23 protein-coding genes and 1 pseudogene are annotated in these 21,903 nt (G+C 58.0%); 11 read left to right on the forward strand and 13 right to left on the reverse strand.

The window, feature by feature from the left end; genetic code table 11:
* Positions 1-5: 5 nt before the first annotated feature.
* Positions 6-1,424: an MFS transporter gene (locus tag IB254_RS00625; protein WP_192415732.1), complete on the reverse strand. Its 1,419-nt coding sequence runs from the start codon at positions 1,422-1,424 to the stop codon at positions 6-8.
* Between the two features lie 135 nt (positions 1,425-1,559).
* Here IB254_RS00625 and IB254_RS00630 point away from each other — a divergent pair, with 135 nt between their 5' ends.
* Positions 1,560-2,450 (forward strand): LysR family transcriptional regulator, encoded by an 891-nt coding sequence (locus tag IB254_RS00630; protein ID WP_192415734.1) that lies wholly within the window; start codon positions 1,560-1,562, stop codon positions 2,448-2,450.
* A 60-nt stretch (positions 2,451-2,510) separates the two neighbouring features.
* Here IB254_RS00630 and IB254_RS00635 read toward each other — a convergent pair whose 3' ends face one another.
* Positions 2,511-2,771 carry a hypothetical protein gene (locus IB254_RS00635; RefSeq protein ID WP_008027230.1) on the reverse strand — a complete coding sequence of 87 codons (261 nt, stop codon included), beginning with the start codon at positions 2,769-2,771 and terminating at the stop codon, positions 2,511-2,513.
* Positions 2,768-3,010: a hypothetical protein gene (locus IB254_RS00640; protein ID WP_192416625.1), complete on the reverse strand. Its 243-nt coding sequence runs from the start codon at positions 3,008-3,010 to the stop codon at positions 2,768-2,770. Before IB254_RS00640 ends, IB254_RS00635 begins: the two co-directional genes overlap by 4 nt.
* 188 nt (positions 3,011-3,198) lie before the next feature.
* Here IB254_RS00640 and IB254_RS00645 point away from each other — a divergent pair, with 188 nt between their 5' ends.
* The gene (locus IB254_RS00645; protein ID WP_192415737.1) at positions 3,199-4,284 is read left to right on the forward strand and encodes a hypothetical protein; all 1,086 of its coding nucleotides are present in this window, start codon (positions 3,199-3,201) and stop codon (positions 4,282-4,284) included.
* A 2-nt stretch (positions 4,285-4,286) separates the two neighbouring features.
* Positions 4,287-4,640 (forward strand): DUF1428 domain-containing protein, encoded by a 354-nt coding sequence (locus IB254_RS00650; protein ID WP_192415739.1) that lies wholly within the window; start codon positions 4,287-4,289, stop codon positions 4,638-4,640.
* A 13-nt stretch (positions 4,641-4,653) separates the two neighbouring features.
* Here the strand turns inward: IB254_RS00650 and IB254_RS00655 are convergent, their stop codons facing one another.
* Entirely contained in the window at positions 4,654-4,848 is a 195-nt protein-coding gene (locus tag IB254_RS00655) for a hypothetical protein (RefSeq protein WP_192415742.1), read from the reverse strand.
* A 60-nt stretch (positions 4,849-4,908) separates the two neighbouring features.
* Between IB254_RS00655 and thpR the strand changes: the two genes are divergently transcribed.
* Positions 4,909-5,448 carry an RNA 2',3'-cyclic phosphodiesterase gene (thpR, locus tag IB254_RS00660; protein ID WP_192415744.1) on the forward strand — a complete coding sequence of 180 codons (540 nt, stop codon included), beginning with the start codon at positions 4,909-4,911 and terminating at the stop codon, positions 5,446-5,448.
* Between the two features lie 153 nt (positions 5,449-5,601).
* On the opposite strand, the gene IB254_RS00665 is transcribed toward thpR, so the two are convergent.
* The 5 genes from IB254_RS00665 to IB254_RS00685 form a co-directional block, all read right to left on the reverse strand.
* A complete protein-coding gene (locus IB254_RS00665; protein ID WP_192228304.1) occupies positions 5,602-6,699 on the reverse strand; it encodes a polyamine ABC transporter substrate-binding protein in 1,098 nt (365 codons plus the stop codon).
* Between the two features lie 55 nt (positions 6,700-6,754).
* Positions 6,755-7,639 carry an ABC transporter permease subunit gene (locus tag IB254_RS00670; RefSeq protein WP_192228303.1) on the reverse strand — a complete coding sequence of 295 codons (885 nt, stop codon included), beginning with the start codon at positions 7,637-7,639 and terminating at the stop codon, positions 6,755-6,757.
* Positions 7,636-8,517 carry an ABC transporter permease subunit gene (locus IB254_RS00675; RefSeq protein ID WP_162130710.1) on the reverse strand — a complete coding sequence of 294 codons (882 nt, stop codon included), beginning with the start codon at positions 8,515-8,517 and terminating at the stop codon, positions 7,636-7,638. The genes IB254_RS00670 and IB254_RS00675 overlap by 4 nt, the downstream gene beginning before the upstream one ends.
* Before the next feature lie 29 nt (positions 8,518-8,546).
* On the reverse strand, positions 8,547-9,689 hold the full coding sequence (potA, locus tag IB254_RS00680) for a polyamine ABC transporter ATP-binding protein (protein WP_192415746.1): 1,143 nt from the start codon (positions 9,687-9,689) through the stop codon (positions 8,547-8,549).
* Between the two features lie 325 nt (positions 9,690-10,014).
* Positions 10,015-10,776 carry a gamma-glutamyl-gamma-aminobutyrate hydrolase family protein gene (locus IB254_RS00685; protein ID WP_008027209.1) on the reverse strand — a complete coding sequence of 254 codons (762 nt, stop codon included), beginning with the start codon at positions 10,774-10,776 and terminating at the stop codon, positions 10,015-10,017.
* 280 nt (positions 10,777-11,056) lie between these two features.
* Between IB254_RS00685 and IB254_RS00690 the strand changes: the two genes are divergently transcribed.
* The 6 genes from IB254_RS00690 (at position 11,057) to IB254_RS00715 (ending at position 18,000) form a co-directional block, all read left to right on the forward strand.
* A complete protein-coding gene (locus IB254_RS00690) occupies positions 11,057-12,433 on the forward strand; it encodes a glutamine synthetase family protein (protein ID WP_192415749.1) in 1,377 nt (458 codons plus the stop codon).
* A 267-nt stretch (positions 12,434-12,700) separates the two neighbouring features.
* Positions 12,701-14,191, forward strand: a complete 1,491-nt coding sequence (locus IB254_RS00695) for an aldehyde dehydrogenase (RefSeq protein WP_192415751.1) — start codon at positions 12,701-12,703, stop codon at positions 14,189-14,191.
* Positions 14,192-14,243: 52 nt separating this feature from the next.
* On the forward strand, positions 14,244-15,542 hold the full coding sequence (locus tag IB254_RS00700) for an NAD(P)/FAD-dependent oxidoreductase (RefSeq protein WP_192415753.1): 1,299 nt from the start codon (positions 14,244-14,246) through the stop codon (positions 15,540-15,542).
* 368 nt (positions 15,543-15,910) lie between these two features.
* Positions 15,911-16,459 carry a cupin domain-containing protein gene (locus IB254_RS00705; RefSeq protein WP_007946335.1) on the forward strand — a complete coding sequence of 183 codons (549 nt, stop codon included), beginning with the start codon at positions 15,911-15,913 and terminating at the stop codon, positions 16,457-16,459.
* 114 nt (positions 16,460-16,573) lie between these two features.
* A complete protein-coding gene (locus IB254_RS00710; RefSeq protein WP_192415755.1) occupies positions 16,574-17,020 on the forward strand; it encodes an NUDIX hydrolase in 447 nt (148 codons plus the stop codon).
* A 158-nt stretch (positions 17,021-17,178) separates the two neighbouring features.
* Positions 17,179-18,000 (forward strand): hypothetical protein, encoded by an 822-nt coding sequence (locus tag IB254_RS00715; protein WP_192415757.1) that lies wholly within the window; start codon positions 17,179-17,181, stop codon positions 17,998-18,000.
* Between the two features lie 67 nt (positions 18,001-18,067).
* Here the strand turns inward: IB254_RS00715 and IB254_RS00720 are convergent, their stop codons facing one another.
* Positions 18,068-19,135 carry a hypothetical protein gene (locus tag IB254_RS00720; protein ID WP_192415759.1) on the reverse strand — a complete coding sequence of 356 codons (1,068 nt, stop codon included), beginning with the start codon at positions 19,133-19,135 and terminating at the stop codon, positions 18,068-18,070.
* A 207-nt stretch (positions 19,136-19,342) separates the two neighbouring features.
* Here IB254_RS00720 and IB254_RS00725 point away from each other — a divergent pair, with 207 nt between their 5' ends.
* Positions 19,343-19,666, forward strand: a complete 324-nt coding sequence (locus IB254_RS00725; protein WP_192415761.1) for a hypothetical protein — start codon at positions 19,343-19,345, stop codon at positions 19,664-19,666.
* Between the two features lie 140 nt (positions 19,667-19,806).
* Here the strand turns inward: IB254_RS00725 and IB254_RS29420 are convergent.
* From IB254_RS29420 to IB254_RS00735, 3 genes and pseudogenes are all read right to left on the reverse strand, one after another.
* Positions 19,807-19,881 (reverse strand): annotated as a pseudogene (locus IB254_RS29420) (fructose-bisphosphate aldolase); the annotation flags it as partial.
* A 340-nt stretch (positions 19,882-20,221) separates the two neighbouring features.
* Positions 20,222-21,097 (reverse strand): alpha/beta fold hydrolase, encoded by an 876-nt coding sequence (locus IB254_RS00730; protein WP_192415763.1) that lies wholly within the window; start codon positions 21,095-21,097, stop codon positions 20,222-20,224.
* A gap of 112 nt (positions 21,098-21,209) precedes the next feature.
* On the reverse strand, positions 21,210-21,842 hold the full coding sequence (locus IB254_RS00735; protein ID WP_192415765.1) for a CGNR zinc finger domain-containing protein: 633 nt from the start codon (positions 21,840-21,842) through the stop codon (positions 21,210-21,212).
* Positions 21,843-21,903: the final 61 nt, after the last annotated feature.

Genomic DNA, 21,903 nt, shown 5'->3' on the forward strand with positions numbered 1-21,903 from the left:
CACTCCTACAACGGTTTCAGCGTTCGGCGGGCTAGCACGACGCCCAGTGCAACAACGATCAGCCCCAACGCTACCGCGAAGGTGACCCGCATGCCGTGGGCCACGGCTTCGGGTGGCGTCTGGGTGATGTCGGCCGCCTGCGAGGCGAGGGCGAATACAGCGCCCAACGCCGAGGCGCCAGTGATCAGTCCCAGATTTCGCGACAGATTGAGCATGCCCGAGACAACGCCACGCTGATCGGACTGCACATCGCTCATGACCGTGGTGTTGTTGGCCGTCTGGAATACGGCATAGCCGAGCGTGATCACCACCATCGGCGCAACGTACCCGCCGATGCCAACTGTCAGCGGCAACACCGATAACACCAGGCAACCGACGGCCATGGCGATCAGCCCGGCGACAGTCATCCGTTGGGCGCCGAATCGGTCGGCGATCCGCCCGGCGGGCACACCTGTCAGGGCCGCGACACAGGGCCCGACCGCGAGCACTATGCCCACCACAACCGCCTTCAGCCCAAGCCCGTGGGCCAGATAAAACGGCCCGACCACCAGCGTTGCCATCATCACCGTCGCGACCAGTGTGCTCATGGCCAGGCTCGCGCTCAGCACCGGGTTGCGAAACATCGCCAGCCGTATCAGCGGCGAGGCGACTTTCATTTCAACCAAAACGAAGAGCCCCACGCCGAACCCCGCCGCCAACAGCAAACCAATATTAAGCAGCCCGAAATGGCCACGGCCCAACGTCATGGCCAGCGCATACGCCGCCAACGTCAGTGCCAACACCAGCGTGCCCCATGCGTCGAAACGGGCGCTCCCAGTGGTTGCCTTCTGCCGATCCGCCGGCAGGTAGCGATGCGCAAGCAGCAACGTCATCAGGCCCAATGGCACGGTGACCAGGAACATCGCCTGCCAACCGAACCCACTGATCAACAGGCCGCCCAGCGATGGCCCCAGCGCGGTGCCAATCGCCGACATCGTTCCGAGTAACCCCATGGCGCTGCCGGTTTTGGCTTTCGCCACGGTCTCACCGACGAAGGCCATGGTCAGCGCCATCATGATCGCCGCACCGAGGCCTTGCAGGGCTCGGGCGCCAATCAACATGCCCAATGTCGGTGCCCACGCGCACAGCGCCGAGGCGAGGGTGAACACGCCAATGCCGCCGAGCAGCAGCCGGCGGCGGCCGATCAGGTCACCGAGCCTTCCGACGCTGACGATCAGCGTGGTGATCGCCAGCAGATACGCGATGACGACCCACTGCACGTCCTGAAAGGTTGCACCGAACACCTGGGCCAGCGTCGGCAAACCGACGTTGGCGACGCTGGTGCCGAGTGACGACAGCAGCATCGACAGCGAAAGGCTGACCAGCGCCCAGCGCACGGCGGGTGTCTGTGTTGTGTTGTCCGCGATGGCGATAGTCGGCTTCATGCTGTCCCTCTGGATCTGACCGCTCCCGAAGTGGAGCTATCAGAAATCTACGCTGGCGCCTAACATGGCGGAAGGCGCACGGGTTGCACTCTACTCGTGCGTCAAACGCCATCTCACCCGGCCGTGGGGCAACGCATGTCGACTCCCGATTTCAATTTGCTGATCACCCTTGATGTGCTGCTCGCCGAAGGCAGCGTGGCGCGGGCCGCCAAACGCTTGCGGCTGAGCCCGTCAGCGATGAGCCGGGCGTTGGCGCGGTTGCGCGAAACCACCGGTGACCCGTTGCTGGTCCGGGCCGGGCGCGGACTGGTCGCCACGCCTCGGGCGCTGGAATTGCGCGAGCGGGTCAGCCAGTTGGTGCAGGACGCCGAAGCGGTGCTGCGCCCGGCGCAACAGCCTGACCTGAAACAATTGGCCCGCACGTTCACGTTGCGCACCAGCGAGGGCTTTGTGGAGACCTTTGGCGCGCCGCTCATCGCCCGCGTCGCCGAGCAAGCGCCGGGCGTGCTGCTGCGCTTCATGCACAAACCTGACAAGGACAGCACGTCGCTGCGGGACGGGACCGTTGATCTGGAAACCGGTGTGGTGGGGAAGGCCGCCGGGCCTGAGTTAAGGACCCAGGGTTTGTTTCGTGACCGATTCATCGGCGTAGTGCGCCTGGGGCACCCGTTGAGCCAGGGCGAGATCACCCCGGAACGTTATGCGGCGGGCGGTCACATCAGCGTCTCAAGGCGCGGGCTCGACAAGGGGCCTGTCGATGAAGCGCTGGCGGCGCTGCAACTGGAACGGCAGGTCGCGACCATCGTTGCCGGTTTCTCGACCGCGTTGGCGCTTGCCCGAGCCACCGATTTGATCGCTGCCGTTCCTGAACGCCACACCGAAAACCTGCGGTCGGGCATGCACAGTTTTGCGCTGCCGGTTACCTTGCCGGAATTCACCGTCGCGATGCTCTGGCATCCGCGTCTGGACGCCGATCCGGTGCATCGCTGGTTACGCGGGTGTGTTCGTGAGGTTTGTGCGCAATAGCCCAAGACGCCTGTAGGGCGCGCGCTGGCCTATGTCACTGAATGGCGTTGACGGGCAGTCTCAAAAACTGAACGACCGCGAGGTGTGTTGGGCCAGTTCGGCATCCAGCAGATGTTCGGCCAGCACATCATTCAAAAAGCGGAATTGATCGTTGAGGCCGACCACTTCGTTGCTGAAGTGGTTGCCGGCGGCGGGCATCAGCAGCGCTTCGAAGTTCTTGTCGAACACCAGCGACAGCACTTTGCGCGAGACGGCCTGCTGCGAGTAGTAGTTGTTGCCGAACACCGGAAAGCTCACGGCGAGGGTGACGGTGTGGATCATGATGTGCGCTCCTCGGTCAGGACGTACCACGAAAAAACGGTCAGAGTGAAGGCTGTCAGGGCCAGGCAGGTCAGCAGATGGATCAACATGATTTGCCCCTCCGGTTCGGGGTTGTGTGTCGGGTTGAAGTTGATCCTACGCTGACGATTCATGAGCGGAAGGCATTCGCGGCGATGGTGAATATCGACGGAAGTGATGGTCGGTTTTTGTGGTGTTCTTGAGGGACCCTTCGCGGGCAAGCCTCGCTCCTACAGAGATATCCGCGGGACACCAGTCCTCTGTAGGAGCGAGCGGTGCGACGATTCGACTTGCCCGCGAAGAGGCCATCAGCAACACCATCAACCTGAGAGTCCGCCGCCTATACTCAAATCAGGGCGCTTTAACCCCTGAATATCCCGTTCGGGGGAAGACTTTAGGACACACGATCTTGAACCTGCGTTCGCTGATCGTCGCCGTGCTGCTGGTGTTGGCGGGATGCGTCACGCCTGCGCGTGCCCCGGTGCCTGCGCCGCCGGTGACCATTTCCCAGAGCACCTGGCAGCAGGTGGATCGGGACATCGTCGCGGCATCCCAGTCCGCCACCGAACAGGCAAAAATCTATTCGCGCGGCGCCATGGATTACTGGCGAACCCGGGTCTATCAACTGACCGAAGAAAAATTCATTCCCTGGTTCAGCAGTTACTGGACCCAGGAATGGCTGTCGATGAAAGTCAGCTGGTACAGCCTCAGTGCCCAGGGTGAGCAGGACGCCTCGTCGAAACGCCTGGCGGCCTATCTGCTGGAGCAATACCAGAAACGCGTTCTGGCCCCGGTCGCGGTCGAGATTGATCCCGACCAGATCCTCGGTCTGGCCACGGCGTTCTACGTGGATATTCTTCAGGAAGAACTGCAAAAAATCTCCCAGCGCCACGGCGTGCCTATGGCCCAGCTCAATGGCCGTATCCAGAAAATCCCGGCCATCGCCCTCGGACCGCCGCCCGCGCGGGACGCTTCGCTGTACCAGGTCGTGCACACCCAGCCGCTCAACACCCTGCCGGCGTACGCGGCGCTGATCGACAAGATCCACAAGGCCGGCGGTAGCAAGGGCGTTGATTCCACCGACCAAGCCATGGCGCCGGTGGCCAAGCGCGCCAGCCAGCGGATGGAAGCCGAAATGGCCCCGCGCGGTGCCGCCAGCGCGGTGTCCGCAGCGGCGGGAAAAATCGCCGGAGGCTTGATTACCTTGGGCGTGGCGGGAATTCGCGCACTGATTCAGGCCAACGACCGACCGGACAGCGAGGCGCTGATTCGCAGCAGCCTGGGCAACACGTTCGATAAGGCCTGGATAAAAATGGTGCAGAATCCGACCACCGGTGTGATGGCGGGGACGTTGTACATGGCAGGGCAGATCGAGGGCAACCTGGCGGGGAGTGCCGACGTACCGTCGGTCAGTTCGGGCAGCGGCGCTGTCGATTGGAGCCCGTCCGAACCGACTAAACCGCAGATCAACCCTCAACCCCCGGCAGGAGAATGACCATGTCTTACGTCGATGGCTGTGTCTTTGCGGTGCCCAGTGCCAACCGCGAAAAATTCAAGAAACACGCGGAATCCGCCGCTGTGATTTTCAAGGAAAACGGCGCCCTGAGCATCGTTGAATGCTGGGGCGATGACGTGCCCGATGGCAAAGTGACTTCGTTTCCGCTGGCGGTGAAACTCAAGGACGACGAAACCGTGGTGTTTTCCTGGATCGTCTGGCCGGACAAGCCCACCCGCGATGCCGGCATGCAGAAATTGATGGCCGACCCGCGCATGCAGCAGGACGTCAACCCGATGCCGTTCGATGGCCAGCGGATGATTTTCGGCGGCTTCAACGTCCTCTTGCAGGTCTGAGCGTGTGTCAGGATCACTCCGGCGTCGGGGTGATCCTGCAACTTTTTCGATTGCGGATCTCGCTGTCCGTCGGTCGTTCTTTGACAAACTCGAAACGCGGTTCACCTTCGCTATAGTGAACCAGCCAGCCCCATTCCAGCTCTGACTCATCCTGACCCGGTTGCGGTGGCACGGCCCACCATGGCTCTTTGCTGATGATCTCTCGCATGGCCCCGTCCCGTTTATTCGGTTGGTTCAACTATAACGTGCATGTCAGGAGGTGCCAGGCGTGAGCGACGAAACCCCGGAGCCGGTCAAACGGCTGTTTTTTGCATTGGATTGCCCACCCGAACAGCGCAAGGCGATTGCCCAATGGCGCAGCGCGCTGCAATTGCGCATCGGGCGTCCGGTGCCGGTGGAAAACTTCCATCTGACGTTGCTGTTTTTGGGCGCTGTGGAGGTGGCGCAGATTGCCGAAATCTGCACTGCGGCAGCAAAGGTGCGCGTGCCGGGTGCGGCGTTGCGGCTGGCGCTGGATCGCCTGGATGTGTGGCGCAGGGCCGGGGTGTTGGTGCTCGCACCGGAACAGGCACCGCCGGAGTTGCTGCGGCTGGTGTATGCGCTGGAGCAGGCGATGTTGCCGTTCGGGTTTGAAGAGGCACACAAGGAATTCAGACCGCATCTGACGTTGATGCGTGACTATCGGGCGCCGGTGCCTGAGTCGACGACGCCGCCGGAGTTTTTTCTGCGGGCGGATCGATTTGTGTTGTTTGAATCCCACAAGGGCCGCTATCGGGCGTTGGCCGAATGGCCGCTGGTGCCGGCATAAAAAAAGGCGCCCGAGGAGGGCGCCGAACTCACCTTAACCGAGGAAGCCAGGTGAGGCCGTTCGTCAGAGAGGAGTGCAGCGGTGGTAAGGCGCTGCGTGAACGGAAACAGTTGAGTTTTGTGTTGCCAGCGATAGCAATCTTGAGTTTAGCGACTATTTCCCGAGCTTCACCCGCGTCCAGCCGCGCGTCATCACCCGCTGAACCCCGATCGGCATGTCCGGAATCGCATACAACGTCGCCATCACGGCCAAGGGCGGATACGAGCCCGGATCATCGCGAATCGCTTCATCCACCAACGGCGTCGCCGCCGCGTTGGCGTTGCTGTAGCCGATGTTGTTGGTGATCTCGGCGATGATGTCCGGGCGCATCAGGAAGTTCATGAACAGGTAGGCGTTGTCGACGTTCGCCGCATCCCGTGGGATCGCGACCATGTCGTAGAAACTGCCGGCGCCTTCTTTCGGAATGCTGTATTCGATTTTCACCTTGTCGCCCGCTTCCTGTGCGCGGGCCTTGGCTTGCAGCACGTCGCCGGAATAACCGACAGCGACGCAGATGTTGCCGTTGGCCAGGTCGGAGATGTACTTCGACGAATGGAAGTACGCCACCGACGGCCGGATCTTCATGAACAGCGCTTCAGCTTCGGCGATCTGCGCCTTGTCCTGCGAGTTCACCGGGTAACCCAGGTAGTGCAGGGCGGCGGGCAGCATTTCGGTCGGCGAATCGAGGAAGCTGATGCCGCAGGCTTTCAGCTTCTCGGCGTTTTCCGGTTTGAACAGCAAATCCCAGGAGTTGGTCGGCGCATTGGCACCGAGCACTTCCTTGACCTTGGCCGGGTTGAACCCGATGCCGATCGAGCCCCACATGTACGGGAAGGCGTGACCGTTTCCCGGGTCGCTGGCCGAAGCGTTTTTCAGCAACACCGGGTTGAGGTTTTTCCAGTTCGGCAGCTTCGACTTGTCCAGTTCCTGATAGACGCCAGCCTTGATCTGCTTGGCCAGGAAGCTGTTGGACGGCACGACAATGTCGTAGCCGGATTTGCCTGCGAGCAGGCGTGCCTCAAGGGTTTCGTTGCTGTCGAACACATCGTAGGTCACGCGGATGCCGGTCTCGTCTTCGAACTTCTTGACGGTGTCCGGGGCGATGTAATCCGACCAGTTGTAGACGCGCAGTACCTTGTCATTGGCCTGGGCGCCGGTAGCCATCGCGCCCAATAAGGACAGTGTCAGCAGAGTCCTGCCAAACATTTTCATCGGTACAACTCCATTCTTTTTTATTCAATGCGCAAAGCTGTGAAACGCGACGGCACTAGGCCGTCGCTTCTACCATTTGCTTTTTCGGTTGCTGCCAGGATTCGCTGGCGGTCTGGTCCATCGCTTCCTGGATCGCACGTTTGCGGCTGGCTTCAGCGCGGCGGCTGAAGTACCAGACCATGAAGGTCACAATCGAAACGGCGAGCAGAATCAGGCTGGCCACGGCGTTGATCTCAGGCTTCACGCCCAGACGCACCGCCGAGAACACTTCCATCGGCAAGGTCGTCGAGCCTGGGCCGGATACGAAACTCGCCAACACCAGGTCATCCAGCGACAGGGCAAACGACATCATGCCGCCGGCCGCCAGTGACGGCGCGATCATCGGGATGGTGATCAGGAAAAACACCTTGAACGGCTTCGCCCCGAGGTCCATGGCCGCTTCTTCGATGGACAGGTCCAGCTCACGCAAGCGCGCCGATACCACCACCGCCACATAGGCGGCGCAGAACGTGGTGTGGGCGATCCAGATGGTGACGATGCCACGCTCCATCGGCCAGCCGATCAGCTGCGCCATGGCCACGAACAGCAGCAACAGCGACAGGCCGGTGATCACTTCAGGCATCACCAACGGCGCGGTGACCAGGCCACCAAACAGCGTACGGCCCTTGAAGCGCGTGACACGAGTCAGCACGAACGCCGCCAAAGTCCCCAGCGCCACCGCCGCAATTGCGGTGTAGCAGGCGATTTCCAGCGAGCGCACCACCGAGCCCATCAGTTGCGAGTTATCGAGCAGGCCGACGTACCACTTCACCGACCAGCCGCCCCACACCGTTACCAGTTTCGAGGCGTTGAACGAGTAGATCACCAGAATCAGCATCGGCAGGTAGATAAACGACAGGCCGAAAATCAGCATGAACTTTGAAAATCCGAAGCGTTTCATCCCCGACCCTCCATCTCTTTGGCCTGGCTACGGTTGAACAACAGGATCGGCACAATCAGGATCAACAGCATCACCACCGCCAGGGCAGACGCCACCGGCCAGTCGCGGTTGTTGAAGAACTCTTGCCACAGCACACGGCCGATCATCAGGGTTTCCGGGCCGCCCAGCAGTTCCGGAATCACGAACTCACCGACCACCGGAATGAACACCAGCATGCAGCCGGCGATGATCCCGTTCTTGGCCAGCGGCACGGTGATTTTCCAGAAGTTGTTGAAGTTGCTCGAGCCCAGGTCCGAACCCGCTTCCAGCAAGCTTTGATCGTGTTTGACCAGGTTGGCGTACAGCGGCAAGACCATGAACGGCAGGTAGGCGTAAACCACGCCGATATACACGGCCGTGTTGGTGTTGAGGATCTCGATCGGGTGATCGGTGAGCCCGGTCCACATCAAAAACGCGTTGAGCAAACCGTTGTTGCTGAGGATGCCCATCCACGCATACACGCGGATCAGGATCGCAGTCCAGGTCGGCATCATGATCAATAGCAGCAAGACGTTTTGCGCTTCCTTGCTTGCCTTGGTGATCGCGTAGGCCATCGGAAAGCCGATCACCAGGCACATCAGCGTGCTGAAAAACGCGACCTTCAGCGAACCGAAGTAGGCCGAGATGTACAACTCATCCTCGGTTAGCAGCAGGTAGTTGCCGACGTTGAGGAACAGCTGGAGTTTCTGTTCGGCGAAGGTGTAGATCTCGGAGTAAGGAGGAATGGCCAGCGCCGCTTCCGAGAAGCTGATCTTCATCACCAGGAAGAACGGCAACAGGAAAAACAGGCACAGCCACAGGAATGGAATCCCGATGACGAGCTTTCGACCACTCGGCATCAGCCGCATGAACCGCTGATTGAGTGTTTTCATGAGCGCAGTACCACGCCGCTGTCGTCTTCCCACCACACGTAGACTTTGTCGTCCCAGGTCGGACGCGCGCCACGGCGTTCGGCGTTGGCCATGAACGACTGCACGACTTTGCCGCCAGGCAATTCGACGTAGAACACCGAGTGACCGCCGAGGTAGGCGATGTCATGCACCTTGCCCTGGGACCAGTTGTAGCGGGACTCGGGTTGGGTGGTGCTGACCAGCAGTTTTTCCGGACGGATCGCGTAGGTGATGGACTTGTCCTCCACCGAAGTGCTGACGCCGTGACCGACGTAGATCTTCTGCTCCAGATCCTTGCTGTGAATGATCGCGTGACCTTCAAGGTCCTCGACAACGGTGCCTTCGAAGGCGTTCACGTTGCCGATGAATTCGCAGACCATGCGGCTGACCGGGGCTTCGTAAATGTCCACGGGGCTTCCGATCTGGGCGATCCAGCCCAAGTGCATGATTGCGATGCGCTGGGCCATGGTCATGGCCTCTTCCTGATCGTGGGTCACCATCACGCAGGTCACGCCGACGCGTTCGATGATTTCCACCAGCTCAAGCTGCATCTGCGAACGCAGTTTTTTATCCAGTGCGCCCATTGGTTCGTCGAGCAGAAGCAGCTTCGGACGTTTCGCCAGGGAGCGGGCGAGGGCGACACGCTGACGCTGACCGCCGGAGAGTTGATGGGGTTTGCGTTTGGCGTATTGGGTCATGTGCACCAGGCGCAGCATCTCTTCCACGCGGGCGTCGATTTCACTGGCGGGCAAACGGTCCTGCTTGAGGCCGAAGGCGATGTTCTGTGCGACGGTCATGTGCGGGAACAGGGCGTACGACTGGAACATCATGTTGATCGGCCGTTCGTACGGCGGCATGTCGGTGATGTCCACGCCATCGAGCAGGATCCGCCCTTCGGTCGGGCGCTCGAAGCCGGCGAGCATGCGTAGCAGCGTCGATTTGCCGGAACCGGAACCGCCGAGCAGGGCGAAGATTTCCCCTTGATGAATCTCAAGCGAAACATCGTCCACTGCGGTGGTTTCGTCGAATTTCTTGGTGACGCGGTCGACTTTCACCAACACCTTTTTCGGTGCCTGGTGACCTTCAAGAGCCTTCCTGTAAATGCTGGAGGCGATTGCCATGTGAAACTCCCAACAGGTTTCAGTCGTCGGGCCAACGCGGCCTGACTTAAGAGTGGATTGCAAGCCCGAGCAATACGCGGGTCCTTGTAGGAGCTGGCTTGCCAGCGATGGCGGCCTGACTGCCAATGATGATGTCGGCTGTCATGGCCTCATCGCTGGCAAGCCAGCTCCTACAGGGGATACGCGCCGGCCTGGCTTATTCGGCGCCGCCGTCCTGGCTGCCTGGGTCGTACTTGTTGTTATTGCAGTGTGTTGTTTTCGCGAGCCACGGACGCGCAAAGGCACGCCCGCCAAACTCGCGGGGGCAGTAAATGGGTGTTTTGGGTCAGCGGGTTTTACGCTGCGCGGCCCGTCGTCGGCATGCATCGCCGAACGCCTGGAAAATACTCAAATAAGGAGGATTCGAAAGCACCTGCCATTCCGGGTGCCATTGCACACCGACCGCAAAGGTCGGGCTGTGGTCCACCGAAATCGCTTCGATCAAGCCGTCCGGCGCAATCGCCTCGGCGCGCAGGCCGGGAGCGAGGCGGTCGATGCCCTGGCTGTGAATCGAATTGACCATGAACTCGGTCGGCAACTCCAGCGCTTCGAACACGCCACCCGGTTGCACCGTCACCGCATGCGCCGGGGCGTATTGCACCGCCAGCTCAGGGCTGTCCGCTTCGCGGTGATCGAGCATGCCCGGCAGTTCATGCACCTTCTGATGCAGGCTGCCGCCAAACGCCACGTTCATTTCCTGGAAACCACGGCAGATGCCGAGTACCGGAACGCCCGCCGCAATGGCTGCACGCAATAAAGGAAGGGTAGTAGCGTCCCGCGCCGGATCGTGATCCGTGCCGGGAGCGCTGGCCGGGCCTTGATAGTGGAAAGGCTCCACATTCGACGGCGAGCCGGTCAGCAACAGACCGTCAAGATGCGCGAGCACATCCTCGATTTCGGTCAGTTCGCCTAAGGAAGGTATGACCACAGGCAGCCCCAGAGCCGCGACGCTGACAGCACGCAAGTACTTGTCGCCGCTGATGTGGTAGGGGTGCAGGCCAATCTGTTTGACGCACGCTGTAACGCCGATCAATGGCTTGAATGCCATTTTTATCACCTCGAAGTTTCACACTTGAACGAGCTTTTCCGGAGCTTAGCCTTGTTGATTTTAATTAACAACTCTCATGTAAAAAATTCTAAACGCCGCACGTCCGATCTTCAGGATTTACACGGTGCTCAAGGCTGATCTGGCACTCTCGTGCCCAAAAAAGGCCCGAAAATAAAGGATGGGAGGCTGGGTGTTCGCTATTGACTTCACTTTGCCGTTCGGGTTGACTGGGCTCCAGAAAGTGCAGTGAACATAATAATTAACAGCTAATAGGTGCATCATGTCGGTCCCTCTGCGTGCCGTTCAACTCAACGAAGCAAACGCATTCCTTAAGAAATATCCTGAGGTTTTGTACGTCGACCTTCTGATTGCGGATATGAACGGTGTGGTGCGCGGCAAGCGCATCGAGCGCACCAGTCTTCATAAGGTCTACGAAAAAGGCATCAACCTGCCGGCGTCTCTGTTTGCCCTGGACATCAATGGCTCCACGGTGGAAAGCACCGGCCTGGGTCTGGACATCGGCGACTCTGACCGGATCTGCTTCCCCATCCCGGGCACCCTGAGCATTGAGCCGTGGCAGAAGCGCCCAACCGCTCAGTTGCTGATGACCATGCACGAGCTGGAAGGCGAGCCGTTCTTCGCTGACCCGCGTGAAGTGCTGGCCAATGTGGTGCGCAAATTCGACGAACTTGGCCTGACCATCTGCGCCGCGTTTGAACTGGAGTTCTACCTGATCGACCAGGACAACGTGAACGGTCGTCCGCAGTCGCCGCGTTCGCCGGTATCGGGCAAGCGTCCGGTGTCGACTCAGGTGTACCTGATCGACGACCTCGACGAATACGTCGATTGCCTGCAAGACATCCTCGAAGGCGCGAAAGAACAGGGCATTCCTGCCGACGCCATCGTCAAGGAAAGCGCCCCGGCGCAGTTCGAAGTGAACCTGCATCACGTCAACGACCCGATCAAGGCCTGCGACTACGCGGTGTTGCTCAAGCGTCTGGTGAAAAACATCGCCTACGACCACGAGATGGACACCACGTTTATGGCCAAGCCGTATCCGGGCCAGGCGGGCAACGGTTTGCACGTGCACATTTCGATTCTCGACAAAGAAGGCAACAACATCTTTGCCAGCGAGGATCCCGAGCAGAACGCCGCACTGCGACACGCGATCGGCGGTGTGCTCGAGACCCTGCCGGCGCAGATGGCTTTCCTGTGCCCGAACGTCAACTCGTACCGCCGGTTCGGCGCGCAGTTCTACGTGCCGAACTCGCCGAGCTGGGGCATCGACAACCGTACTGTTGCGGTACGTGTGCCGACCGGTTCCTCCGATGCCGTGCGCATCGAACACCGCGTGGCCGGTGCCGATGCCAACCCGTACTTGCTGATGGCTTCGGTGCTGGCGGGCGTGCACCACGGCCTGACCAACAAGATCGAGCCGGGCGCACCCGTGGAAGGCAACTCCTACGAGCAGAACGAGCAAAGCCTGCCGAACAACCTGCGCGATGCATTGCGCGAGCTGGACGACAGCGAAGTCATGGCCAAATACATCGACCCGCTGTACATCGACGTGTTCGTGGCGTGCAAGGAAAGCGAGCTGGCCGAGTTCGAAAACTCCATTTCGGACCTTGAGTACAACTGGTACCTGCACACGGTTTGACGAGATCTGCGTCGACGACACCTCTCGTGCACGACACAAAACTCTGTAGGAGCCGGCTTGCTGGCGATAGCGGTGTATCAGGCGAGATCAATGTTGATTGATCCACCGCCATCGCCAGCAAGCCGGCTCCTACAGTTGATCTTCGTCGTTCACAGCTTTTGTGTACGTCACCAAACCCTGTAGGAGCCGGCTTGCCGGCGATGGCGGCAGCTCAGCCACCACCAACGCCACGGCCCACCCAACATTCCTCTGCGTCGAGTCACAACCATGACAAACACTCGCAGCGACTGGGAACAACGCTTCCAGTCCTTAACCATCGAAAGCCGCGCCTTCATCAACGGCCAATACCGCGCTGCACTCAGCGGTGAAACTTTCGAATGCATCAGCCCGGTTGACGGTCGCTTCCTGGCCAACGTCGCCAGCACCGATGAAGCCGACGCCAACGAAGCCGTCGCAGTCGCACGCCGCACCTTCGAATCCGGCGTCTGGGCGCGTTTGGCGCCCGCAGAACGCAAGCGCACTTTGATCCGCTTCGCCGACCTGATCCTGGCCAACCGGGAAGAACTCGCCCTGCTCGAAACCCTCGACATGGGCAAACCGATCAACGATTCGATGAACATCGACATCCCGGCGACCGCCAACGCGATCCGCTGGAGCGCCGAAGCCATCGACAAGATCTACGACGAAGTCGCCGCCACGCCGCACGATCAACTCGGCCTCATCACCCGCGAACCTGCCGGTGTCGTTGCCGCCATCGTGCCGTGGAATTTCCCGCTGATCATGGCCAGCTGGAAGTTCGCCCCGGCCCTCGCGGCGGGTAACTCGTTCATCCTCAAGCCTTCGGAAAAGTCGCCACTGACCGCGATCCGAATCGCTCAATTAGCGCTGGACGCCGGCATTCCGAAAGGCGTGTTCAACGTCCTGCCGGGCTACGGCCACACCGTCGGCAAGGCGCTGGCGTTGCACATGGACGTCGACGTGCTGGCCTTTACCGGCTCGACCGCGATTGCCAAGCAACTGCTGATCTATGCCGGCCAAAGCAACATGAAGCGCGTCTGGCTCGAAGCAGGGGGGAAGAGCCCGAACGTGGTGTTCGCCGATGCGCCGGATCTGCGCGCGGCAGCACAGGCAGCGGCCAGCGGCTTCGCTTTCAACCAGGGCGAAGTCTGCACCGCCGGTTCGCGTTTGCTGGTCGAGCGTTCGATCCGCGAGCAGTTCATTCCGCTGCTGGTGGAAGCGCTGCAAGCCTGGAAGCCGGGGCATGCTTTGGACCCGCAAACCATCGTCGGCGCGGTCGTCGATCAGCGTCAACTGGACAACGTGCTGCGCTACATCCAGGTCGGCAAAGACCAGGGCGCGCAACTGATCGCGGGCGGCAGCCGCACCCTCGAAGCCACCGGTGGCCTGTACGTGGAGCCGGCGATTTTCGACGGCGTGACCAACGCCATGACCATCGCCCGGGAAGAAATCTTCGGCCCGGTCCTGTCGCTGATCACCTTCGATACCGCTGAAGAAGCCTTGGCCATCGCCAACGACAGCATCTTCGGCCTGGCTGCCGGTGTCTGGACCAGCAACCTGAGCAAGGCCCACACCTTCGCTCGCGGCTTGCGCGCCGGCAGCGTCTGGGTCAACCAGTACGACGGCGGCGACATGACCGCGCCGTTCGGCGGGTACAAGCAGTCGGGTAACGGTCGGGACAAATCGCTGCACGCGTTCGACAAATACACCGAACTCAAAGCGACCTGGATCAAGCTCTAATACTTCTACAACGGCGGCCGCCGGCACATGCCCGCGGCCATCGGAGAAACCTATGAAACACGCCTCTGTTGAACAAAAGCATGTAAACAGCTACTACGCCGCAACCCGCAACTTCACCGGCGACTTCCCGGTGCTGGAACAAGCGGTGGATTGCGACGTCTGCATCATCGGCGCCGGCTACACCGGTTTGTCCTCGGCGCTGTTCCTCGCCGAAGCCGGCTACAGCGTGACCGTACTCGAAGCCGCCAAAGTCGGTTTCGGCGCCAGCGGTCGCAACGGCGGTCAACTGGTCAACTCCTACAGCCGCGACGTCGATGTCATCGAAGAGCGCTACGGCGACAGAACCGCTGAAGTCCTCGGCAGCATGATCTTCGAAGGCGCCGACATCATCCGTCAGCGCATACAACACTACGACATCCAGTGCGACTACAAGCCGGGCGGCATCTTCGCTGCGCTGAACAAAAAGCAGCTCAAAGGCCTGGCCGAGCAGAAAAGCAGCTGGGAGCGCTACGGCAACAAGAACCTGAAAATGCTCGACGCCGCGGACATCAAGCGCGAAGTCGGCAGCGACAACTACGTCGGCGGCCTGCTCGACATGCAGGGCGGCCACATCCACCCGCTGAACCTGGCCCTTGGCGAAGCCTCGGCGATCATCGGCCTGGGCGGCAAAATCTACGAACAATCGGCGGCGGTGGAAATCACCTACGGCGAACCGATCACCGTGCGCACCGCCAAAGGTGTGGTCCGCGCCAAATACCTGTTGATCGCCGGCAACGCCTACCTGTCGCAGGGCCTCGACAATCGCGTGACCGCCAAAAGCATGCCGTGCGGCTCGCAAATCGTCGTCACCGAACCGTTGTCGGAAAGGGTTGCGCGCAGCCTGATCAAAAACAACTACTGCGTCGAAGACTGCAACTACCTGCTCGACTACTACCGCCTCACCGCCGACAACCGTTTGCTGTATGGCGGCGGCGTGGTCTACGGCGCGCGCGAACCGGATGACATCGAACAGCTGATCAAGCCAAAAATCCTCAAGACCTTCCCGCAATTGAAGGACGTGAAGATCGACTACCGCTGGACCGGCAACTTCCTGCTGACCATGTCGCGCATGCCGCAATTTGGCCGCATCGAGAAAAACGCCTACTACATGCAGGGCTACAGCGGCCACGGCGTCACCTGCTCGCACCTGGCCGGCAAACTGATCTCGGAAATGATCCGCGGCGACGCTGAACGCTTCGATGCTTTCGCATCCTTGCCGCACATGCCAATGATCGGCGGCCGCACCTTCCAGGCCCCGCTCACCGCCATGGGCGCCGCGTACTACGCGCTGCGCGATCGTTTCGGCATCTAACCCAACACAACCCTGCAGGAGCAGAGCTTGCTCGCGAAGACGGCGGCACATCTGACATCGATGCCGCCTGACACACCGCCTTCGCGAGCAAGCCCGCTCCCACAGAGATCCAAAGCGGACAATAGATGTATGACCAATACCGGCTAAACCGTAGGAGCCGGCTTGCTGGCGATGGCATTTTTCCAGGCGATAATTGGACAGGCTGATACACCTCCATCGCCAGCAACCTTGCTTCTACAGCAACACCCCCAAACGTGATTTAATACCCGCCTTTCACAATTACGGGACAGGGAAGCGGTACTTTCGCGGCCAAAAGTCGCCCGCCATCCACCCCCATAACCCTTAAGTTTTCCTCGCATAAGGCTGTCATGGACACGGGCTCACGACTCAAATTAGTACGCGAAAGCTACAAACTCTCCCAGCGCGAGCTGGCGCGGCGTAGCGGCGTCACCAATGCCACCATCTCCCTGATCGAACAGAATCGCGTCAGTCCTTCCGTCAGCTCCCTGAAAAAACTGCTCGAAGGCATCCCCATGTCTCTGGCGGACTTCTTCACCTTCGACCAACCGCCACGCGAGCATCAATACGTGTTCCGCGCCAACGAACAACCGGATCTTGGGCGTCATGGGCTACGGTTGCTGCTGATTGGCGCTTCGGTGCCGAGCCGGCAGATGCGCTTGCTGCGCGAGCAATACGCGCCTGGGGCGAGCTCGGGGGAAGAGCCGATTGTGCATTCTGAAGGCGAGGAGTGTGGGCTTGTGACTCGTGGCACTGTTGAGCTGACGGTTGATGGGCAGATCAGTGTGCTCAACGCGGGGGACGGCTATTACTTCCCGACAACCTTGCCGCACAAGTTCCGCAACATCGGCCAGGATGAAGCGGAAATCATCAGCGCCAACACCCCGGCTAACTTCTGATCTCAAAAACGGACGCCAACCTGTAGCAGCTGCCGAGGTTGCGTCCGCGACCAACACCCATGCCGAATGGGAGCAGCTGCTTCAGGAATTTTCAAAGTAAATGGACTTCACATCATGACCACACCCCGCATCCGCCCCCTTGCACTCTGCATCTTCCATCACGATGGCAAGATTCTGGTCAACGAAGCCCGCGACCCCATCACTGAAAAGCCATTCTTCCGCCCAATCGGTGGCGGAATCGAATTCGGTGAAACCAGTGCCCAAGCCATTGTGCGAGAAGTACAGGAAGAACTCGGTTTGCCCATCACCGATGTTCGCTTGCTCGGCACGCTTGAAAGCCTATTTACGTATAACGGCACACCAGGGCACGAAATCGTGCAGGTCTACGACGCGAAGTTTGTGGATGCCAGCGTCTATGAGTTGTCGTACTTGAATGCTCAAGAAAGCGATGGTGCGGCCTTCGTTGCAAAATGGCTCCCATGCGCGAGCTTTATTGATGAAAAGCCATTAGTGCCTGATGGGCTCTCTGAGCTATTGAATAAAGTCGCGCTACTAGACTAATCCCCGTCACCTAATCATCTCGGGTGAAACAGCGTCAGGCTATTTTCAGGAAAATCAGGGATGTGCGTGATGAGAGTGATTATGTAAGTCGAAAAAATATTTCGATCACAATGAATTCCTAGTATCGATGGTTATGCAATTTAAACTGGCTTTTTTTCTTGGTAGTTAAAGAAATCAAAGGGGCTGTCGATAATGTTGTGGGTTTATCAAAGGAAGCGTTAAATATGATCATTACAGCAAGGTTGCGCAATAATATAATAATCGCCTTGGGCTCGATTTTCATTGTTTCAGTTATGATCTGGCAAATTTCTTGTCTGCGAACTCCAAGTAATTCTGTACCCCCAATACCTCCAGCGATGTCCGCTCAGAAAGTCAAGGCTTGCTCGGATAATGGTAATTGCTCTACAGATGTCATTTTGCTTTCTGGTCAGATTTATTCGGGTGGGGCATCTCGGACTGTAACGGCTCTCAATGAGGCGTTGAAGGATGCGGGCACTAATATAATTTGTTTGGATAGCATTGGTGGAGATAACGACGCCGCCCAAATTATTGCTAGCCATATAGCAAATCTTGGTTTGAGTACTTGTCATTCTTCGGTTTACAAAAATACAGACGGAACGGATTTTTCCTTTAACTATCGGGGGTGTCTATCATCTTGTACGTGGATTATGTTAGCGGGCAAGGAGCGGGCTATTTATGGTTCGAATGTAAATATCGGTTTTCATGGTAGTAGTTCATATAATCCCGTGGGCTTTTGCAAGTGCTTTCGGAGGCCATCTGAGGGCGCTAAAAAAGAATGGGCCACGTTGTTAGGAAATCTGTCGGGAAAGTTGGCGGAGTCTGATGTGGTGTTGAAGGCTCATCTTGATTTGTTGGATTGGTCTTTTGAGCAGGGTTATGGTGGAGAAACTTTTCCTCGAGAGCTTTCGCTTCTTCTAGGTGTTGATCACTATTTTACGAGTGATCGTAGAAATATTTAAATTTTAGTGTTGTGGGCTTTTAAAAAAGTCACAGCTCTATTTGAATAAATAGAGCTGTGGCCTTTTTTCATAACCACGGAATACAGTTGGGGTTGTAATACTTTACTTTTTCACGAGCTTGATTGAATGCGTATTCAACTTGTTCGTAAGTAATGGTTTTATCCAGTAGTTCAAGTGCTTCAGTAGATCGTTTTATCGCCTCCACGTCCGAATCTGAAGTGGCTCGATTTTCTAGGCACACCAGTCCCCGAAGCATTACGGTAATGGATTTTTCACCCGTAGCCAATCCCAGTGTTTCGGTCGGGGGTAGCAGCCACGTAAAGTTGATCTCTTCCCGTTGTCGATCAGGTGGGAGATTTCCAGCTTTGAAAACGGCTAAATCTCTTTTGGCTTGCAGAGAGTTTTTTCTACTGGCTAAATGATATCGGAGTTGAGCTAAATCGGGCAGCGGCTCATCCAAATCCAATGTCAATACTAGTGAGTTCTGAACTTTAAATCCGTCAATGGTTATATTGTTATTTTCGGTATCAAAAGTTTCAAATGATCTCGAACGACCCATTCGCAAAGGAATCCTTGCTGGGCAGATAGGGGCGACATTGATTTTTGAGACTTTGCGTCCATCTTTTTTTATTTCAAGTAGCGGTTTACTGACTGTTCCGATTTTTCCCTCAAGTGATAAGTCAGCTCTGAACGTTTCGTCTGTTATGTAGTACCACCAGTCCGCTACCACAATCATCTTATTGATATGGGAAAAATCTGCTAGCCGGAATCCTTGTGCCCCTAGTAATGCAGCCTCAATGAAAGCAATGCGACGTGCAAAGCGATTTAGCGCGTAATTCACCGAGGTTTTGTGGAACTCTTTGTGGTCGACTCCGCTGAGGATTATTCCCTGCGTAACGCTAACTCCCAATTGAACAAAATCGAAGACGATATCTGGCCCATTCTCAAGCACATCCATGTCCTGATCAGGTCGTGAGGCGAAAAAAATTTCGAGCCGTTGACGAAGCAAGCACAACAGACGGAACGCCTTGGGCTCAGTGAGCCTTGCGCTACGTTGAGCAATCTCAAGCAGGAAAAGTCGTTCCATTTGATCTTTCAAAAATAGCTCTGATTCGGTGTGGTTAGGCTTCGGCATGATCAGGCCTTCTGAAAACGGGGATTCCCGTTTTAGGGTGTTAAAGGATGAGGCGAAATTTTAGAGTTCTTTCGCCGATAGTCACCGCAATGGTTGGATATCTGGAGCTATGCATGTGGCGCAACGGACGAACATCTTTTCGCTCAGATTGTGCCTTAATCCCAGCAGCTAGCAGCTGGGTCTTACCCCATATCGAGGCAATTTTACATGTCAACATTTCAAACCTTTACTGACAGCGTGATTGATACCACCAACGATTTGATAGAGAAGGTCTCCACGCCTGGTTCTCGAGCGGGCTCAACCATTGAGCGCGCAGGAAGGATGCTCGAGGAAGGAGTCGACGCTGATGTCATAGCTCTGCAGATGACAAAAAACAGTGCTAGCTCGCAGAAATATACTAAAAGCGATGTTTTGGCCTATGGAAGAGTCTATCAAGACTGCAAAACCAAGGTTGTTCTGACCTCTGCTCAGACACGAGCGTTGATTCAAGATCAGCAGGAAGCTAGCGAACTCAGCGGCCAGTTAACCTGATACGGCTCTGCTGGATCAGGGGAAGTGGGAACGGACTGTCTAAGGCGACTCGAGCCTTAGGGGAAAATCAGAACGGTACACGCAAAAAGAAACCCGCAGAAACGCGGGTTTTTTGATATTTGAAGAATGACGGCTCAGTTTTACTTATCAACCCCACGCTGCTCAATCACCCGAAAAACATCACTCACGTCCTGGAGCAAAATCCGGGCGATGTTGGCGCTCACAACCGGGCTGTAGGACGTACTCGCGGTTGTTGTGGCAAGGCGGATTGCCACTGTTTACGGGGTTTTCACAGCATTACGGGCCGTGTGGAGTGCCTTGGGAAATCGGGGGCAGGTTTTGGGGCTGCTTCGCTGCTTGTTGGGAATAAATCCCCTCGTTACAAAAGGTAAATTCCTACACGTTTTTCGGACTCAGGTTTGCGAATCGAGTGGGCTGAAAGGTGTGACAGTGGATGTTGGTGTTGAATGTCAGGGCCTCATCGCCGGCAAGCCGGTCTCACTCCTACAGAGGGCGGTGTAGGCGGGCGCGTTGTTGCGTCCGCCTGTGATTCCTTTATGCGGTGTGACCGATCACTTCGATGATTCGCTTTGCGATGTAGTCGACGTGGGTTTCCAGGGCGAAGTGTCCGGTGTCGAGTAGTTCGACAACGGCATTGGGGTTGTCGCGTTTGAAGGCTTCTGCGCCAGGCGGGATGAAGAAGGGGTCGTTCTGGCCCCAGATGGCCAGGGTTGGCAGTTGGGTCTCGCGAAAGAAGCGCTGAAAGTCCGGGTAGCGTTTGAGGTTGTTCGCATAGTCCAGGAACAGGTCGAGCTGGATGTCTTTGTTGCCCGGCCGCTCCAATAACAGCGCGTCGAGGGTGTAGGACTCGGGAGCGATGAGTTCTGGCGTGCTGACGCCATGTTCGTATTGCCAGCGGGTGCCTTCCAGGTGCAGGACTGCGTCGGCGATGACCTGGCGATTTTCGGCCGACGGTTCTGCCCAGTAGGCTCTGATCGGTGCCCAGGCATCGCCCAGTCCTTCGAGATACGCGTTGCCGTTTTGCGAGATCAGTGCGGTCATTCTTTCGGGGTATTTGACTGCCAGTCTCAGGCCGGTCGGTGCGCCGTAATCGAAGACGTACATCGCGTAGCGTTTCAGTCCCATTGTCTCGACGAAATGGCCCAGCGTTTCTGCCAGTGCGTCGAAGGTGTACGTGTATTTGCGCTCGGCAGGCACTTCGGTGAATCCAAAGCCGGGCAGGTCCGGGGCGATGATGTGGAAGTGTGCCGACAGCAACGGGATGAGTTGGCGGAACTGGTGGGATGAGCTGGGAAACCCATGGAGCAGAAGGAGGGTCGGCTTGGCCGGTTCTCCTGCTTCCCGGTAGAAGACGCGGACGCCGTCGACGTCGGCAAAGGTGTAGCGGATGGGTGCAGTGGTGCTGGTCATGATGATTGGCCTCGTAACCGCATGGATGAGATCAAGCCGGTTTTCGAGATTAAATCTGGCACGAATAAAGTAACCCGTCAAAACAATTTTAAGAGGTTACTGTTTTCCGCCCTCAAGCATCGATGACTTTCTTTTGCCGCTCGCGGTGGGCCGCTGCTTTCGCTCTGTTACCGCAGACCGCCATGCTGCACCAGCGGCGTTTTCTGCCTCGGGTGTGGTCGATGAACATCAGGGTGCAGCTCGGTCCTTCGCAACATTTAACGTTGGTGAAATCTTCCTCGCTGACGAACTGCGCGAGCACTTCGCCCAGTGGCAACAGCAGGGAATCCGGGCTGCGCCAGCGGCGTTTCAGTTCCCAGGCGAGCTTCGGTGTCTCGCCGTCCTGCAGCGTGATCTGGGTGTATTTTTCGTCCCGTTCGAGCAGGCGATTCAAGGCCTCTAGCTCTGTCAGGGCCGAGGCTTCAAGCGGTTGGCCTTTGTATTTCAGGACAAAGCCGCGAAACCACTCGCGCAATGAACGTGCCTGCGCTGCGACGGTTTCCAGCTCGCCAGGCATCGCTTGTGCCTGAAGCCGTTGCAGTATTTCGTCTTCCACCCAGCCCGATTGTTTCAGCCAGTCCAGCCAGCCGTTGCCGTCGTCGATCCAGTCGACGGGTTCATCGACCGGCGTTGCTATCGAGTTTAGAAAATCGAGAGCGGCGGCGTCGGCGACGAAGAGGGCCGGTCCACGGGGAGTGCTGTTCATGAGGGTGTCCACTAAAGCCTGGATTGATAAGGCTCAGCGTAACCACTCAAAGTGCATCCGA

This window comes from Pseudomonas sp. PDM03, from assembly GCF_014852385.1.
GTDB lineage: Bacteria > Pseudomonadota > Gammaproteobacteria > Pseudomonadales > Pseudomonadaceae > Aquipseudomonas > Aquipseudomonas migulae.

Excerpts from the sequence above, each read along its gene's own strand:
- IB254_RS00725 (WP_192415761.1), top strand. The coding sequence starts at position 19,343 with ATGTCAACATTTCAAACCTTTACTGACAGCGTGATTGATACCACCAAC.
- IB254_RS00630 (WP_192415734.1), top strand. The coding sequence starts at position 1,560 with ATGTCGACTCCCGATTTCAATTTGCTGATCACCCTTGATGTGCTGCTC.
- IB254_RS00655 (WP_192415742.1), bottom strand. The coding sequence starts at position 4,848 with ATGCGAGAGATCATCAGCAAAGAGCCATGGTGGGCCGTGCCACCGCAA.
- IB254_RS00730 (WP_192415763.1), bottom strand. The coding sequence starts at position 21,097 with ATGACCAGCACCACTGCACCCATCCGCTACACCTTTGCCGACGTCGAC.
- IB254_RS00685 (WP_008027209.1), bottom strand. The coding sequence starts at position 10,776 with ATGGCATTCAAGCCATTGATCGGCGTTACAGCGTGCGTCAAACAGATT.
- IB254_RS00665 (WP_192228304.1), bottom strand. The coding sequence starts at position 6,699 with ATGAAAATGTTTGGCAGGACTCTGCTGACACTGTCCTTATTGGGCGCG.
- IB254_RS00695 (WP_192415751.1), top strand. The coding sequence starts at position 12,701 with ATGACAAACACTCGCAGCGACTGGGAACAACGCTTCCAGTCCTTAACC.
- IB254_RS00625 (WP_192415732.1), bottom strand. The coding sequence starts at position 1,424 with ATGAAGCCGACTATCGCCATCGCGGACAACACAACACAGACACCCGCC.
- IB254_RS00705 (WP_007946335.1), top strand. The coding sequence starts at position 15,911 with ATGGACACGGGCTCACGACTCAAATTAGTACGCGAAAGCTACAAACTC.
- IB254_RS00635 (WP_008027230.1), bottom strand. The coding sequence starts at position 2,771 with ATGATCCACACCGTCACCCTCGCCGTGAGCTTTCCGGTGTTCGGCAAC.
- IB254_RS00690 (WP_192415749.1), top strand. The coding sequence starts at position 11,057 with ATGTCGGTCCCTCTGCGTGCCGTTCAACTCAACGAAGCAAACGCATTC.
- potA (WP_192415746.1), bottom strand. The coding sequence starts at position 9,689 with ATGGCAATCGCCTCCAGCATTTACAGGAAGGCTCTTGAAGGTCACCAG.
- IB254_RS00735 (WP_192415765.1), bottom strand. The coding sequence starts at position 21,842 with ATGAACAGCACTCCCCGTGGACCGGCCCTCTTCGTCGCCGACGCCGCC.
- IB254_RS00710 (WP_192415755.1), top strand. The coding sequence starts at position 16,574 with ATGACCACACCCCGCATCCGCCCCCTTGCACTCTGCATCTTCCATCAC.
- IB254_RS00675 (WP_162130710.1), bottom strand. The coding sequence starts at position 8,517 with ATGCCGAGTGGTCGAAAGCTCGTCATCGGGATTCCATTCCTGTGGCTG.
- IB254_RS00650 (WP_192415739.1), top strand. The coding sequence starts at position 4,287 with ATGTCTTACGTCGATGGCTGTGTCTTTGCGGTGCCCAGTGCCAACCGC.
- IB254_RS00700 (WP_192415753.1), top strand. The coding sequence starts at position 14,244 with ATGAAACACGCCTCTGTTGAACAAAAGCATGTAAACAGCTACTACGCC.
- IB254_RS00720 (WP_192415759.1), bottom strand. The coding sequence starts at position 19,135 with ATGCCGAAGCCTAACCACACCGAATCAGAGCTATTTTTGAAAGATCAA.
- IB254_RS00670 (WP_192228303.1), bottom strand. The coding sequence starts at position 7,639 with ATGAAACGCTTCGGATTTTCAAAGTTCATGCTGATTTTCGGCCTGTCG.